The sequence below is a fragment of the Nocardia sp. NPDC058519 genome (assembly GCF_042719755.1).
GTDB lineage: Bacteria > Actinomycetota > Actinomycetes > Mycobacteriales > Mycobacteriaceae > Nocardia.
This window is the reverse complement of sequence record NZ_JBHXNK010000009.1, coordinates 1-13,704: the sequence shown is the minus strand read 5'-3', so window position 1 is coordinate 13,704 and position 13,704 is coordinate 1. Positions and strand designations below refer to the sequence as shown.

Annotated in this window: 13 protein-coding genes; 7 read left to right on the top strand and 6 right to left on the bottom strand. The window is 68.3% G+C overall.

The window, feature by feature from the left end; all coding sequences use genetic code 11:
* Positions 1-48: 48 nt before the first annotated feature.
* The 3 genes from ACFWPK_RS12790 (at position 49) to ACFWPK_RS12780 (ending at position 2,353) form a co-directional block, all read left to right on the top strand.
* A complete protein-coding gene (locus tag ACFWPK_RS12790; protein ID WP_378914938.1) occupies positions 49-471 on the top strand; it encodes a hypothetical protein in 423 nt (140 codons plus the stop codon).
* A 302-nt stretch (positions 472-773) separates the two neighbouring features.
* Positions 774-1,688, top strand: a complete 915-nt coding sequence (pheA, locus tag ACFWPK_RS12785) for a prephenate dehydratase (protein ID WP_378914936.1) — start codon at positions 774-776, stop codon at positions 1,686-1,688.
* Positions 1,685-2,353 carry a histidine phosphatase family protein gene (locus ACFWPK_RS12780; RefSeq protein WP_378914934.1) on the top strand — a complete coding sequence of 223 codons (669 nt, stop codon included), beginning with the start codon at positions 1,685-1,687 and terminating at the stop codon, positions 2,351-2,353. The genes pheA and ACFWPK_RS12780 overlap by 4 nt, the downstream gene beginning before the upstream one ends.
* Before the next feature lie 74 nt (positions 2,354-2,427).
* Here ACFWPK_RS12780 and ACFWPK_RS12775 read toward each other — a convergent pair whose 3' ends face one another.
* The 6 genes from ACFWPK_RS12775 to ACFWPK_RS12750 all read right to left on the bottom strand — a co-directional run bounded on the left by ACFWPK_RS12775 (position 2,428) and on the right by ACFWPK_RS12750 (position 7,986).
* A complete protein-coding gene (locus ACFWPK_RS12775; protein ID WP_378914932.1) occupies positions 2,428-3,264 on the bottom strand; it encodes an ESX secretion-associated protein EspG in 837 nt (278 codons plus the stop codon).
* Positions 3,261-4,379 (bottom strand): PPE family protein, encoded by a 1,119-nt coding sequence (locus ACFWPK_RS12770; protein ID WP_378914930.1) that lies wholly within the window; start codon positions 4,377-4,379, stop codon positions 3,261-3,263. The genes ACFWPK_RS12775 and ACFWPK_RS12770 overlap by 4 nt, the downstream gene beginning before the upstream one ends.
* Before the next feature lie 46 nt (positions 4,380-4,425).
* A complete protein-coding gene (locus ACFWPK_RS12765) occupies positions 4,426-4,737 on the bottom strand; it encodes a PE family protein (RefSeq protein WP_378914928.1) in 312 nt (103 codons plus the stop codon).
* Between the two features lie 109 nt (positions 4,738-4,846).
* Complete coding sequence (locus ACFWPK_RS12760) at positions 4,847-5,185, bottom strand: metallopeptidase family protein (protein WP_378915270.1); 339 nt, start codon at positions 5,183-5,185, stop codon at positions 4,847-4,849.
* Between the two features lie 14 nt (positions 5,186-5,199).
* The gene (locus tag ACFWPK_RS12755; RefSeq protein WP_378914926.1) at positions 5,200-6,267 is read right to left on the bottom strand and encodes a septum formation family protein; all 1,068 of its coding nucleotides are present in this window, start codon (positions 6,265-6,267) and stop codon (positions 5,200-5,202) included.
* Positions 6,268-6,303: 36 nt separating this feature from the next.
* On the bottom strand, positions 6,304-7,986 hold the full coding sequence (locus ACFWPK_RS12750; RefSeq protein WP_378914924.1) for an aldehyde dehydrogenase family protein: 1,683 nt from the start codon (positions 7,984-7,986) through the stop codon (positions 6,304-6,306).
* A 55-nt stretch (positions 7,987-8,041) separates the two neighbouring features.
* On the opposite strand from ACFWPK_RS12750, the gene serS reads away from it, so the two are divergent.
* The 4 genes from serS to ACFWPK_RS12730 all read left to right on the top strand — a co-directional run bounded on the left by serS (position 8,042) and on the right by ACFWPK_RS12730 (position 13,613).
* Positions 8,042-9,298 carry a serine--tRNA ligase gene (serS, locus tag ACFWPK_RS12745; protein ID WP_378914922.1) on the top strand — a complete coding sequence of 419 codons (1,257 nt, stop codon included), beginning with the start codon at positions 8,042-8,044 and terminating at the stop codon, positions 9,296-9,298.
* A gap of 76 nt (positions 9,299-9,374) precedes the next feature.
* Positions 9,375-11,207 (top strand): putative bifunctional diguanylate cyclase/phosphodiesterase, encoded by a 1,833-nt coding sequence (locus ACFWPK_RS12740; RefSeq protein WP_378914920.1) that lies wholly within the window; start codon positions 9,375-9,377, stop codon positions 11,205-11,207.
* A gap of 97 nt (positions 11,208-11,304) precedes the next feature.
* Positions 11,305-12,636 carry an MFS transporter gene (locus tag ACFWPK_RS12735; protein ID WP_378914918.1) on the top strand — a complete coding sequence of 444 codons (1,332 nt, stop codon included), beginning with the start codon at positions 11,305-11,307 and terminating at the stop codon, positions 12,634-12,636.
* A gap of 56 nt (positions 12,637-12,692) precedes the next feature.
* Positions 12,693-13,613, top strand: a complete 921-nt coding sequence (locus ACFWPK_RS12730; protein WP_378914916.1) for a DMT family transporter — start codon at positions 12,693-12,695, stop codon at positions 13,611-13,613.
* Positions 13,614-13,704: the final 91 nt, after the last annotated feature.

Below are 13,704 nucleotides of genomic sequence, written 5' to 3'. Positions count from 1 at the left end.
ACGCGCAAGAGGACACCAACGATGAAATCGAGCCGATACGGTGGACCGATGACGCACGACGACCACGGCGACGACCATTCCGCCCCCGCCGAACCCGTCCTGCTGAACCTGTCGGCCCCCGCCCGCCGCAGTCTCGTGGCCGACCTGGTCCGCCCCGACAGCAGTTCCCCCGCCCCCGTCGACGTCGACATCCCCGACCCCGACCTCACCGCCTTCCTGGCAGGCATCGCCCACGCCGACCACGGCTTCACCGCCCGCACCACCAGCGGCCCCCGCGCCCTTGCCGTGGTCGCGGGCACCGTAGCGGCCCTCTGCGGCGAAGACATCCCCACCGCCCTCACCACCCCCGACCTCCCCTTCCTGAAGTCACTGAAGCCCGCCGCCATCGAAGCCACCCGCACCGTCCTCCTAGCCATCGAAACCCCCAACGAACAGGCAATCACCGAAGCACTGCGCGTCCTGGACCACTAACCTCACGCCAGGGTCGGGCAACCCTGGTGTGTCTCTGTCCGGAGGGGCCCGCCCCGATCTGGACTGACCGGAGGGTGCGACGAAGGAGTACCCGGAGGGAGGGAAGATCGGGGGCCCGAAGGGCCCCGACTCGAGCGCGTCAGCGCTCCAACAAACACAGCAAGGTGCACCACCCTGGGCCCGGTAAATCTGATGTGCCCTGACCCCACCAACGCGATCCGGCCGCCCCGCATTTGCTGCCGCATCAGATGCGCGACCTTCGAGTCCGAAAACCGGACAGCGCCAGCCGCTAAAGTTGCTGTGTGCCGCGTATTGCGTATTTCGGGCCGTCCGGGACCTTCACCGAGATGGCTCTGGCGAAGTTCGAGACCTCGGGGGCCTTCGATGGGCCGGTCGAGCGGGTCGCCGCGCCGAGTCAAGGGGCGGCGCTCGACCTGATCCGGACCGGAGAGGTCGACGGTGCGGTGGTGCCGATCGAGAGTTCGGTGGAGGGCTCGATCCCGGCGACCCTGGATTCCCTCGCCATCGGACCGCGCTTGCAGATCATGGCCGAGACCGAGCTCGAGGTGACTTTCACGATCCTCGCCCGACCGGGAACCTCGCTGGCCGACGTGCGCACCCTGGCCGCCTATCCGGTGGCGGCGGCGCAGGTCAGGGAGTGGGTTGCGCGCACGATGCCCGATGCGCGCCCGTTCACCTCGGCGTCCAACGCGGCCGCCGCCGAAGATGTCGCGGCAGGCACAGCCGATGCCGCGATCTCGACCGCGCTGGCGGGTGAACGACTCGGCCTGGTGACCCTGGCAGGCGGCGTGGCCGACCACGACCAGGCCATCACCCGCTTCGTCCTGGTTACCCAGCCGGGCGTGGCACCCGGCGCCACCGGCGCCGACCGGACCTCCATCGTCCTCGAACTGCCCAACGAGCCCGGTTCACTCATGCGCGCTTTCGCCGAATTCGCCACGCGTGGAGTCGATCTCACACGCATCGAATCGCGACCGACCCGCACCGGCATGGGCACCTACCGGTTCTATCTCGACTGCGTCGGACACATCGACGACCCGGCGGTGGCCGAAACTCTGAAAGCCTTGCACCGCACCGCCCATGTCCGCTTCCTGGGATCATGGCCCGCGGTAGCGGCCATCGGCTCACCACCGCCGTCGGACGAACCGGCCGCAGAATGGTTGACGCAATTGCGAAAGGGGGTCGCGGACCTATGACCACCCGCGCGAAACTGATTCTGGTGCGCCACGGCGAGACCGAGGGCAATGTCGCGAAGATCCTCGACACCGCGGTGCCGGGCCTGCCGCTCACCGAACGTGGTGTGGCGCAGGCGAAAGCGTTCGGTGCGGGCCTGGCGCGAGCGCCCCAGGTGCTGGTGTCGTCGGATGCGCTGCGCGCCCGCCAGACCGCGAGCTACATCGAAGAAGCCACCGGCACACCGGCACACGTCCTCGACGGCCTGTACGAGGTGCAGGTGGGCGAACTACACGGCCGTTCCGACCGGGAAGCGCACGAACTCTTCCAGCAGATCTATCGTGGCTGGCACCTCGGCGAGCTCGACGTGAGAGCCCCCGGCGGCGAATCCGGCCACGAAGTGCTGGCCCGCATCCTGCCCGTCCTCGACGGCCTGCGCGAGGAATTCCTGACCGACGACGCCGACGGTGACGTGGTGGTGGTGAACCACGGTGCCGCCATGCGCCTGATCGGCAAGGCGCTGGCCGGGGTGGCGCCGCCGTTCACGACGAACAACCACCTCGACAACACCGAGACCATCGAACTGCTCCCCACCGAAGACGGCGGCTGGGAATGCCTACGCTGGGGCAAATTCACCCCACCGTTCACCATCAAAGCCGACCCCTCCGCCGACGACCCCATGGGTTAAAGGCTCCGGCTGCGCCTACGGTTTACGGCTAAGTTGTGGGGGGCGTTTGGTGGGGCGGTTGTGGTGGGGTGGGCTTACGCCGGGTTACTGGCTGCCGCGGTAGGGAATTCGGTGCGGACCGGTAGGGACTCGATGAGGTCGGCTACCGCGGTGCGCAGGCGGGCGTTGGTGCCGCTGGCGATGGACGACCACTTCACCCCGTCGTCGGCGACGCTGGCGGTGATGATGAATCTGCCTGCGCGCGTGTTGAAGACGGCGATGTGGTTGTCCTGGATATCGCGGGTGCCGTCACCGTAGGCCACGCCGACGATCTCGGCGTAGGAGTGGATCTCCACCAGCGCCGAGGCCAGTGCCTGCGCGTCGGTGGCTGGATTGCCCACCTTGCCGAGGCGCTTCGCGGTGGCGGCCGCGTCACCGGTGTCGCCGAAGATCGGCGCCAGATGTTCGGTGGGAGCGTTCATCCCGTACAGCTCAAGCGCTTCGACCGGTCCGAGTGCCTGCAGCACCGCGCCGGGCAGATCGAGACCGGCGTCGTCGATGACGTAGGACTCCGGCCCGCGCAGGGCGACGACCGCACGGTCGTCGCCCTGCGCCAGACAGAATCGGTTGACCTGGCCTGCCACCACCCACCGCAGCGCGATGATCCACTGCGGCCGGTAGAGCACCCGCAGCCGTTCGGCGAGCTCGGGTGCCACCACCTGGCCGAACAGCAGTTCGCGTTCGGCCAGGGCGGCCTGTGCCACGTTCATGGCGGCGTCGTGCGCGGTGACGTTGTCATAGCGGCCCATGGCGTCGAGCACCACGGGCATCTCGTCGAATTCCAGTTTCTCCAGGAGGAACTGCATGTCGTCGAGCGAGAGCACGACGGCGCCGAGCAGCGAACCTCCGCTGCCGGTGCCGAGAACCGTCACTTGGCCGATCCGGCGAGGTCGGCGCCGATCACACCTTCGGCCGCGTAGCGACCGTCGGTGAACTCGTCGGAGCGCACGTAGTCGACGCCATCGTGCTCGTCGTCTTCCTCGCCCTTCTGCCGGTTGCCCATCAGCGGGTTGCCGGCGGTGCCGGTGTTGCGCACGGGTGCGCTCTCGACCCGGTTGACGACCGATTCCGAGACAGGCGCGCTCGCGGTCGCGGCCGCGGGCGCACCCCAGCCATCGGGCAGCTTCAGCGAGCCCGCGCTGACGCCACCGAGACCGGCCGACGTGGTGGCCATGCCACCGACCGCGGCACCGGCGGCACCCATACCCGCCATGGCGGGCGCGACTGCGGTGCCCGCGGGCACGGTGGCCGTGGCCGCCGAGATCGCGGAAGCGCCGATATTGCCGACCGTGCTGACACCGCCGGTGAGCACGCCACCGGCGGTGTTGGCCGCCTGGGTGGCCGCGCTGACCACACCGGGGTTGGTCACGAAGGCCTGTGCCGCGGCGACCGCGGTCTGCAGCGGATCACCGCCACCGAAATCGCCCTGCGAGGCGGAACCCGCACCGCTGGCGATAGCTGGCGGCATGGTGAACTCGCTTGGCACGGCGACGGTGGCCGACGTGGCGGCCTCGTAGGTCTCCATCACCAGCGCGGCGCGGATGTCCATCGCGTGGCGCGCGACCTCAGCGACCTCGAAGGCACCGGAGACGACACCGGGCGGGTTGGCCGAAGCGGCCACCGCGGCATTGGTGCCGACGATCTCGGGCAGGCTCGGCATCGCGATCGAGGCGACGGTGTAGGCGGTGGCGTTGGCCGCGCACTTGGCGCTGATCGCCGCGGACGCGATGCCCTGCTGGCTGGCCCAGCCCGCGAACGGCGCCAGACGGGCGAGCACGGCGATACCGTTCACGCCTTGGAGGCCGACACCGACCTCCGCGATCACGCGGGTGATAGTGAAAGCGGCGTCGCCCCACGCGGCGGCCAGCGTGCCCCACGAGGTGGCGGCGGCGCTGATCGGGATCGCGTGTGCGCCCGCGTTGAGGGTGGTGGAGTTCATTTCGGCCATACGAGGCAGCCAGAACACCCCGGTGATCCCTGCGGTCATGCTTGTTTCTCCCCTGAGTAAATGATCGTCGACAGGTTCGGTGCGACTACACCTGGACGGCGTTGATCGTCGCCGCGCGGACCACGTCTTCCCCGATATGAGTGGTCAGCTGCGAGCGCAGCGTCGCGGCCGCGTGATGCAGCTCGAGGATCGCCTGGGCGACCGAACCGTCGTGCTTGCCCGCTGCGGTGTTGAAGTGCGACGCCGCGAGCAGCGACACCTCTTCGGCGCCGGACGGCAGCACATGCGTGGTCGGCCCGGCGAGCCCGGCCGCGATGGCGAGGCGCTCGGCGAGCAGATCCAGCTCCGCGGACGCGGCGAGGACGATTTCAGGTGCAACGAGAACGTGTCCAACCATGACCCGACTCCTTCTGGTGGCGGCTATCGGGAACCACGAGAATTCCCCCTACGAGTACTAGGACGCGAGAGCGGGTCATTCGGTTCCATCGATTCCCCACCCAGTTTCGCTAACCCCATCCCAGCTCATGCAACCGGTCGTCGTCAATCCCGAAATGGTGTGCTATTTCATGGATCACGGTGATCGCGACTTCCTCGACCACTTCGTCGTCGGTGTTGCAGATGTCGAGAATAGCTTCCCGGTAGATCGTGATGGTATCCGGCAACGATCCGGCGTAGTAGCTGTCGCGCTCGGTGAGAGCGATCCCGTGGTACAGCCCGAGCAGCGAAGGTTCCTCGTCGTTTCGGGGCTCGACCAGCACAACAACATTGTCTATGGCACTGGACAGCTCCGCCGGGATCTGGTCGAGGGCATCGCCGACCAACTCCTCGAAACGCCACTGCGGCATCCGCTCGGACAACGTCACCTCGGCTGGGGCTGGGGCGGCAGTGGCGCGGCGCCCGGCAGCGGAGCCGGCGTGGAGCGTCCGGAGTTCGGCGGGGGTACCGGTGCCTGTCCGTCGATCAGGATCTCGCCGCGGGCCGAGCCGACGATCGGGGCGAAACCCTCTCGGTCGGCACCTTTTCCGAGCCAGCAGTCCAGTTTGTGGCTGCCCGCGAGCCAGCTGGCGGGCTCGAGATAGTCGAAGAACAGGGTCAGCGTCTTGTTGCGGATGGCGTCGGGGCTGCCGAGGTAGTCGCCGGAGAGCCGGTTGCACTCGGCTTCGACGAACTTGTCCTGCTCGGCCTCCGACGGCGGTCCGCCGGTGAAGGCGGTGGCCAGGTCGACGGTGCCGACGATCTCCACCGAGTGCGGCTGGGCGCAGTCGACCGGATCGGTGGGCAGATTCTGATTGATGCCGAGGCAAGTGCCGGTGGCATGGATCTTGGACTGGTCGCTGTCGGCCAGGCTGCCGATGGAAGCCGGGCTCGTCGCGGTGGCGGCGACCTGAACACCGCAGCGCAGGGTCCGGTCGCCGTGCTGCCAGCCAGCGGGGCTCGGCGACATCACATTCACCATGAACTTGCCGCGCGGATCGAAGCGCCCGCCCAGGTACTTCTGGACGGCGGTCACGCAGTGTTCGTCCCGCAGTTCGGTCATGCGCAGCGAATCGGGGTGACGGGTGCCCTCGGCGAACTCACGCCCTGGATAGGCACTGAGGTCGATGACACCCGCCACCTCGAACAGGTGCTTGTCGCCGCAGCCCACCTTCACCAGGTCGCTACGGTCGGGTTTGGACCAGGTCAGACAGTCGCCCTGCGCCGCGCTGCTGAACTCCTTGTCGCGCACCACCGGCACGGCACCGGGTTGGTGCGCCTCCACCTTGTCGGTGTCGAAGCCTGTCACGGCCATGGTGACCATGGCCGCGACGATCGCCCCGAGGGCGCCTATCAGCAGCCCCCAACGCAGTTTCGTCGCGGACAGGTGCAGGGCGCCGCCGCGACTGGGCGCGGCGGGTCCCTCGGCTGGGTTGCTCTGCTTCTTCGACATCGTCGACGAGTGTATTTGTCGTGGCGGACTGCCGGGTCAGCCCCGCAGAGCTGACACGAAGATGCCCGGAATGCGGCGCAGTTTGCCGTCGCCGTAGAAATCGGTCAGCTTGCGGCCGGTGCCGGTGCCGGTCTTGTTCGAGACGAACCACGGCGGCTTCGGGGTGAGGGCGAATTCGCCGCGCAGAATCGAGCGCGGAGCGGGGCGGAAGGGGCCGCGGACCACGGTGCGTTCGACGTCGTCGAGGAGGAAGGCGTTGTGTACGACGCCGATGCCGCTCTGGATGTCGTCGATGGTGTGGCCGGGGTAGGCGCCCCAGCTGGCGCGCGGCGTCAGGAACGCGAGACCGGTCCACGCGTTGAGGGCGACGGTCCCGTAACGCAGGTTCTCGATCGCGGTGTCGAGTTTCGCGCCGAGCTCGGCGATGGTGGAGGGGGCGGCGATGATGTTGGCGCCCAGGGTGCCCATCAGCTCGTCATTGGCGAAATCGACCGCGTTGCTCAGGAATTCGGCCCCGGTGCCGGGCAGTTCGACCACGCCGAGAACGGGCGAGAAGTACTCGGTGCGCAGCAGGGGAGTGTCGCCGGCGGGCAGGTTCTCGACCAGGAGGCGGCCGTTGGCGCGGGCGGCGTTCGGGTAGGTCTCGAGTGCGCCCGCGACGCGGTTGTCGCTGCCCGGGTAGTAGGCGGTGCGCGGGGGAGCGTTGTCGATCGCGGCGCGCAGTTCGGTGAGGAACTGCTCCTTGAGCGGCCAGTCCGCGGCGAGCACCACGGTCTGCGCGGCGACACAGTTGTAGCCACCGTTGTGCAGGCGCTGGGTGGCCACGTGCTCGGCCTGGAACTTCAGATCGGCGGCCGCCCAGTCACCGGGAACCACGATGCACGGCGCGACACCGCCGAGTTCGCTGGTGATCGGCTTGTCCAGGATGGGCTCGCCGGTCTTGTCCGCACCGGGGCCCCACACGATCGCGTCGTGGGTCGGCGCGCCGCCGGTCATGTGCACGTGCGCGACCAGCGGGTGGTTCACCAGATAGCCGCCCTCGGGGGCCCCGCCGGTGAGGATGCGCACCACGCCGAGCTCGATGAACGGCGCGAAGATCGCCTGGAACACCGGCAGCAGCGGATCGGTGATCGGGTTGAGCTTGAGCGCGACGACCCGGTTGTTGGCGTAGAGCTCGTAGAGGGTGTCCAGCGGCGCGATCGACATGATGTTGCCCGCGCCGAGTACCGCGCCGACACCGTTGGTCTTCGCGGGGTCGCGCTGGGCCAGGCCCGCCTTGCGACGCGCGGTCGCGGCGTCGACACCGGGCTTGAGCCACACGTCGGCGCTGAACCCGCTCAGCAGCAGTTTGTCGTAGATGCCGTGCGGCAGCGCCGGCACGGCCACCCGGCCGCCGGGCGCGGTGGTGAGTTCGACACCCTCGAGCGGGCTCGCGCCCTTCTCGAGCGCGGCCATCGACTCGCTCAGCGCCTGCGCGCCGGCCAGCATCGTCATCGGGCCCGACATCCACTCCTCGCCGAGCAGCGGGCTGTCGGCATCGAGCTTCTTGATGGTGCGGGCGGCGGCGACCCAGGCCTCGGCGTCGCGGGCGGTGAGCGCGTGCAGTTCGTCGAGCAGTTCGCGGCGGCGACGCAGGTCTGTCGCGGCCCAGGTCTTTTCCCCTTGGGTGAGATCGGCGAGCGCGGTATCGATGACGGCGGTGTCGAAAGAGGTACTCACACCGCAACTATGCCCCTGCGATGCCCGATTGGCACTTCAACTAGGCTGTTTTCTCATGATCGACCTCCGATTCCTGCGCGAGAACCCGGAAGCCGTCCGTGCCTCGCAGCGGACCCGCGGTGAGGACCCCGCGCTCGTCGACGCCCTGCTCGAAGCCGACGCCGCGCGCCGGGCCGCCGTGGCCACCGCCGACAACCTGCGCGCCGAGCACAAGGCCATGGGCAAGGTGATCGGCAAGGCGAGCAAAGAGGAGCGCCCCGCGCTGCTGGCCGCCGCCACCGACATGTCCGCGAAGGTCAAAGAGGCCGAACTCGCCCAGCACGCCGCCGACGCCGATCTCGACGCCGCCCAGCGCGCGATCTCCAACGTCGTCCAGGAAGGTGCGCCCGCGGGTGGCGAGGACGATTACGTCGTGCTCGAAACCGTCGGCACCCCGCCGGTTTTCGATTTCGAGCCCAAGGATCACCTCGAGCTCGGTGAGTCGCTGCACCTGATCGACATGGAGCGCGGCGCGAAGGTGTCGGGCTCGCGGTTCTACTTCATGACCGGCTACGGCGCGCTGCTGCAGATGGGCCTGTTGCAGCTGGCCGCGCAGAAGGCCGTCGCCAACGGCTTCACCATGATGATTCCGCCGGTGCTGGTTCGCCCGGAGATCATGGCGGGTACAGGTTTCCTCGGTCAGCATTCGGCCGAGGTCTATCACCTCGAAGAAGACGACCTCTACCTCGTCGGTACCTCGGAGGTGCCGCTGGCCGGCTACCACTCGGAGGAGATCCTCGATCTGAGCGCGGGCCCGAAGCGCTACGCGGGCTGGTCGTCGTGCTTCCGCCGCGAGGCAGGGAGCTACGGCAAGGACACCCGCGGCATCATCCGCGTGCACCAGTTCGACAAGGTGGAGATGTTCGTCTACACCACCCCTGACCAGGCCGAAGCCGAGCATCAGCGGCTGCTGGCGTGGGAACGCGAGATGCTCGACGCGATCGACGTGCCGTACCGGGTGATCGACGTGGCCGGTGGTGATCTGGGTAGCTCGGCGGCGCGCAAGTTCGACTGCGAGGCCTGGGTGCCCACCCAGCAGACCTACCGCGAGCTCACCTCCACCTCGAACTGCACCACCTTCCAGGCGCGCAGGCTCTCGGTCCGCTACCGGGACGAGAACGGAAAAGCGCAGATCGCGGCCACGTTGAACGGCACGCTGGCCACCACGCGCTGGATCGTGGCGATCCTGGAGAACCACCAGCAGGCCGACGGTTCGGTGCGCGTGCCCGAGGCGCTGGTCCCGTTCGTCGGCACGGATGTACTGACGCCGTAAGATGCTCATTGTTTGCTGAGATCCATTTGTCGGATGTGGCAAACACCCTGACCCATCAACATCTAGGCTGGTGCTCGTGCGAGGAATCGGGGCGCGCGGCGATACCCGAACCCGGGTGCGGGCGGCATCGGCGTTGGCGACGGCAAAGGTCATGGCCAGGACAACGGGGGCGTTCTACGTTCTCGGCGGTGTCCTCGGCCTGATGATCACTGCCGTCGCGCCGGGCGACGACGGTAATCGCGTTGTGGTCGGCACCGCGGCGGCCATCTCGGTTCTGCTCGGGCTCACCCTGCTCGCGTGGGGCCCGCGGATGCCGCACCGCCTGCACCACGCCTACCTCGCCACCGCGGCGGTGCTCGTCGCGATCGCGGTCTACGACTTCCCCAACATCGTCGGCGCCATCACCCTGGCCTCGTTCTTCGTCTTCGTCGCCTGCGATGCGGCCCTGTTCTTCGCCTGGACCCAGGCCGCCGCGCACATCGGTTTCGCGATGGTGCTGTGTCTGCTGGTGTTGCCCGCCCGCGGGTTGCCATGGTGGTCCGGGCTGATCCCCGCCGGTGTCACCTTCGGCGCGGGCGTGGTGGTCGGCATCCTCACCAGGATGGCTTCGGAAGCCGATATCGACGTGCTCACCGGCCTGCTGAACCGGCGCGGGTTCGAAAAACAGCTCAACCCGGCGATCGATGCGGCCGGTCGTGGCGGTCAGGGCATGGCCCTTGTGCTCGTCGACCTCGACCGATTCCAGAAGATCAACGACCACCTCGGCCACCGCGCGGGCGACGCCGTGCTCCAGCGGGTCGCCGATACCTGGCTGGATCTGCTCGCTCCCGGCCAGGTGCTGGCCCGGTTCGGCGGCGATGTGTTCGCGCTGCTGTTGCCGGGGACCACCGAGCAGGCCGCGATCCTGCTCACCGAACAACTGCGGGCCGCGGTGACCATGGGCTGTTCGGCCGGTGTCACCTCCTGGCAGCCGGGCGAGTCGGGTTCGCTGCTGGTCAGCCGCGCCGATGTCGGCCTGTACCGGGCCAAGCAGGCCGGTCGTAACCGCACGGTGCTCGAATCCTCGCGTCAGCTCCCGCTGGCGGTGGAACTGCGCGAGGCCATCGACCGTGGTGCTCTCGATGTGCACTACCAGCCGATCGTCAGCCTGACCGAGGACGGCGGCCAGGCGGTCGGCGTCGAGGCGCTGCTGCGCTGGTCGTCGAGCGCGCAGCCCGAGGTCACCACCGAGGGCCTGATCCGCGTCGCCGAGGAGTACGACCTCATCTCCGACCTCGACGAGCTGGTCCTGCGCCGCGCCTGCGCCGACGCCGCTCGCCTTCAGGAGAGCTTCGCCTCGCTGAACCTCACCCTCAACGTGAACGTCTCCGGCCTCGAACTGGCCGAAACCGAATACGCCGAGCGGGTCGCGACCATCCTGTCCGATACCGGCTGGCCCGCCGACCAGCTCGTCCTCGAGGTCACCGAGAGCGAGCTGGCCGCGGAATCCCAGACCGCGATCACCAACCTGCACACCCTGCGCGACCGTGGCGTGCGCATCGCCATCGACGATTTCGGCACCGGTTACTCCTCGCTGAGCCGCCTGGCCACCATCCCCAGCGACATCCTCAAGGTCGACCAGTCCTTCGTCGCCGCCATCCGCTCCGATTCCCCCGCCCCGCCGCTGCTGAGCGTCATCGCCGCACTCAGCAAATCCCTCGACCTGCAGGTCATCGCCGAGGGCGTGGAAACCGAATACCAGGCCGCCGTCCTCACCGAACTCGGCTTCGCCCTGGCCCAGGGCTACCACTACAGCGACTCCCACCCGGTGTCCGAACTCATCAACGACCTCAACGACGGCCGTCGCATGGTGAGCAGCACCGACGACGACGATTCCCTCGCCGCCAACGGCTGGATCCCGCTCGGATAATCGCTTGACCCGGCCGGTCGCGACGCGAACGATAGAGCCCATGCGGATGCTCTTCTACGGCTGTTGATCTTCCCCGCTCCGGCACGCGGTGGCCTGGTTGAGGCGTGAACCGACCGGTGTCCGCGACCTCACGGTGCGCGCGGTCCTGTTCAGGGGCACGCGCGACCTGCTACCGATCTATGCGCTCTACGGCGTCCTTTTCGCCGATCACGGGCTGAGCACCGCACAGATCTCGCTGCTGCTGGCGATCTGGTCGGTGACCGCGTTCCTGCTCGAGGTGCCATCGGGTGCGTGGGCCGACACGGTGTCCCGTCGTCTCCTGCTGTTCCTGAGCTCGCTGTTGCAGACCGGTTGTTTCGTCCTGTGGATGCTGGCACCGTCGTTCGTCGGTTTCGCGCTCGGCTTCCTCGTCTGGGGTGTCTCGGGCGCACTGGAATCGGGGACCTTCGAGGCGCTGATCTACGACGATCTGGTCGCGCGGGGTGAACCGTCCGCCTACGCGCGAATCATGGGCTGGGCGCGCGGTGCGCAGGAGAGCACCGTCCTGGTGGCGATTCTCGCCGCCGCACCGCTGTTCGTGCTCGGCGGTTATGCCCTGGTCGGCTGGGTCAGCGTCGGCATCGGCCTCCTGCACGCGCTGACCGCGCTGGCTCTGCCCAGCGCGCCGGTCGCCATCTCCGCCACCGCTGTCGACGATCTGGATGATGAGCCCGTAGCCGGACCGTTGGGCCCGCACGTCAAACCGGGATCGGCATCGGCCGGTGCGGCGCAGACGGATTCGCGCGGATCCACCTCGTCGCGATACGTCTCCATGCTCAGGACCGGTCTCTCCGAAGCGCTGCGCGTCCGAAGGGTCCGTCGGGGTGTGCTGCTCGGCGCGCTTCTCTACGGCGTCACCGCCTTCGACGAGTACTTCGGGCTGCTCGCGGTTTCCGGTGGAGCGTCGACCAGTACCTCGGCACTGCTGGTGGGTGTCACCGTCGTCGGCTCGCTGATCGGTTCGCTGCTGGCAGGCCGCACCGAGGTCGTGTCCGCTCGTACGTTGGCCATCGCGCTGTTCGTCGCCGGAATCCTGTTCATCGCGGGTGCGCTGGCGGTGGGCGTTGCGACGGGCACGGCGCTGGTCTGGGTGGGCTTCGCCGGTATCGGCATCGCCTACGGCATCGACTTCAATGCCGAGGTCATCGCTGGTGCTCGGCTTCAGGATGCGATCGAAGGCCCGGCCAGGGCCACCGTCACCTCGGTGTCCGGGCTGCTCTCCGAGATCGTCGCACTCGGTGTGTTCGCGTTCGTCGCGGCGGCGACGCAATGGTTGTCGATGTCGGTGACCATCGCACTGCTGGGACTGGTGCTGTTGGTCGCAGCCGCGTTGACACCGACTTGGCTGCCGCCGCGTCATGTCGATGCGCGTGATAGAGACATAACGTGAGACCGACTGCCAACCGCCCAGGTCCCGGACGATCCGCGAAAGTCTCCGGGAGGCGGATGAGCATCGGGCTCGGCTTCGGGTTCTGTATCGGGGCGGGGGTCGCGGTGCAGGGGCGGATCAACGGGGCGTTGGGGGCGCGGTTGGCCGATGGGATCGCGGCGGCGACCGTCAGCTTCGGTACCGGGTTCGTTGCCCTGCTGGTCGCCTTCGCTGTCAGCCCGTCGTTGCGAGCCGGTGTCACCAAGGTGCGGATCGCGGTGTCGCAGGGCGGCTTGCCCGCGTGGCAGTTGCTCGGCGGATTGTGCGGCGCGTTCTTCGTGGCGGCGCAGGGGCTCACGATCGCCGCGATCGGTGTCACCGCCTTCACCGTCGCGGTGGTGGCAGGCCAGCTCCTGAGCAGCCTCGTCGTCGACCGCCTCGGCCTCGCCCCGAACGGCCGAACCCCGATCACTCCGTGGCGGATCTTCGCTGCTGCCCTCGGCATCACCGGGGTAGTGCTCTCGGCCGGCGGCAGTTCCGCCCCGGCCACGGTGGCCACCGGCGTCCCGGACATCCCCGCCCTGCTCATCGTCCTGCCCGCGCTCGCGGGCATCGGCCTGGCCTGGCAACAAGCGATCAACGGCCGTGTCGGCGCCACCGGCGGTCCCTTCACCGCCACCCTGATCAACTTCGCAGTCGGCCTGACCGCGCTACTGCTCCTCGACCTCTACACCCTCTCCACCACGGGCCTGCCCACCGAATTCCCCACCAACCCTTGGCTTTACACCGGCGGTCTGATCGGCGTGGCCTTCATTGCCCTGGCTGCCGTCACGGTCGGCATGATCGGTGTTCTGCTACTCGGCCTCACCTCGGTGGCGGGCCAGCTGGTCACGGCCGTGCTGCTCGACGCGGTCGAGACGAAGCTCTCGCCCACTGCGACACTCAGCTGTGTGATCGTGCTGTGCGCTGTGGTCGTGGCGAGCAGGGCGAGCCGCTAGTGTCCTGCACCTGAAATCCGTTGAAGATATTTAGCGAGTGATTCCAGGATCTCCTCCGCGGTTTTGCGCCAGACGAAGGGTTTCGGGTCGG

What these genes read in the sequence shown, in the direction of transcription:
- ACFWPK_RS12770 (WP_378914930.1), bottom strand. Translation starts at nt 4,379, where the DNA reads ATGACCGCAGGGATCACCGGGGTGTTCTGGCTGCCTCGTATGGCCGAA.
- ACFWPK_RS12760 (WP_378915270.1), bottom strand. Translation starts at nt 5,185, where the DNA reads ATGCCGCAGTGGCGTTTCGAGGAGTTGGTCGGCGATGCCCTCGACCAG.
- ACFWPK_RS12780 (WP_378914934.1), top strand. Translation starts at nt 1,685, where the DNA reads ATGACCACCCGCGCGAAACTGATTCTGGTGCGCCACGGCGAGACCGAG.
- ACFWPK_RS12755 (WP_378914926.1), bottom strand. Translation starts at nt 6,267, where the DNA reads ATGTCGAAGAAGCAGAGCAACCCAGCCGAGGGACCCGCCGCGCCCAGT.
- ACFWPK_RS12790 (WP_378914938.1), top strand. Translation starts at nt 49, where the DNA reads ATGACGCACGACGACCACGGCGACGACCATTCCGCCCCCGCCGAACCC.
- ACFWPK_RS12765 (WP_378914928.1), bottom strand. Translation starts at nt 4,737, where the DNA reads ATGGTTGGACACGTTCTCGTTGCACCTGAAATCGTCCTCGCCGCGTCC.
- ACFWPK_RS12730 (WP_378914916.1), top strand. Translation starts at nt 12,693, where the DNA reads ATGAGCATCGGGCTCGGCTTCGGGTTCTGTATCGGGGCGGGGGTCGCG.
- serS (WP_378914922.1), top strand. Translation starts at nt 8,042, where the DNA reads ATGATCGACCTCCGATTCCTGCGCGAGAACCCGGAAGCCGTCCGTGCC.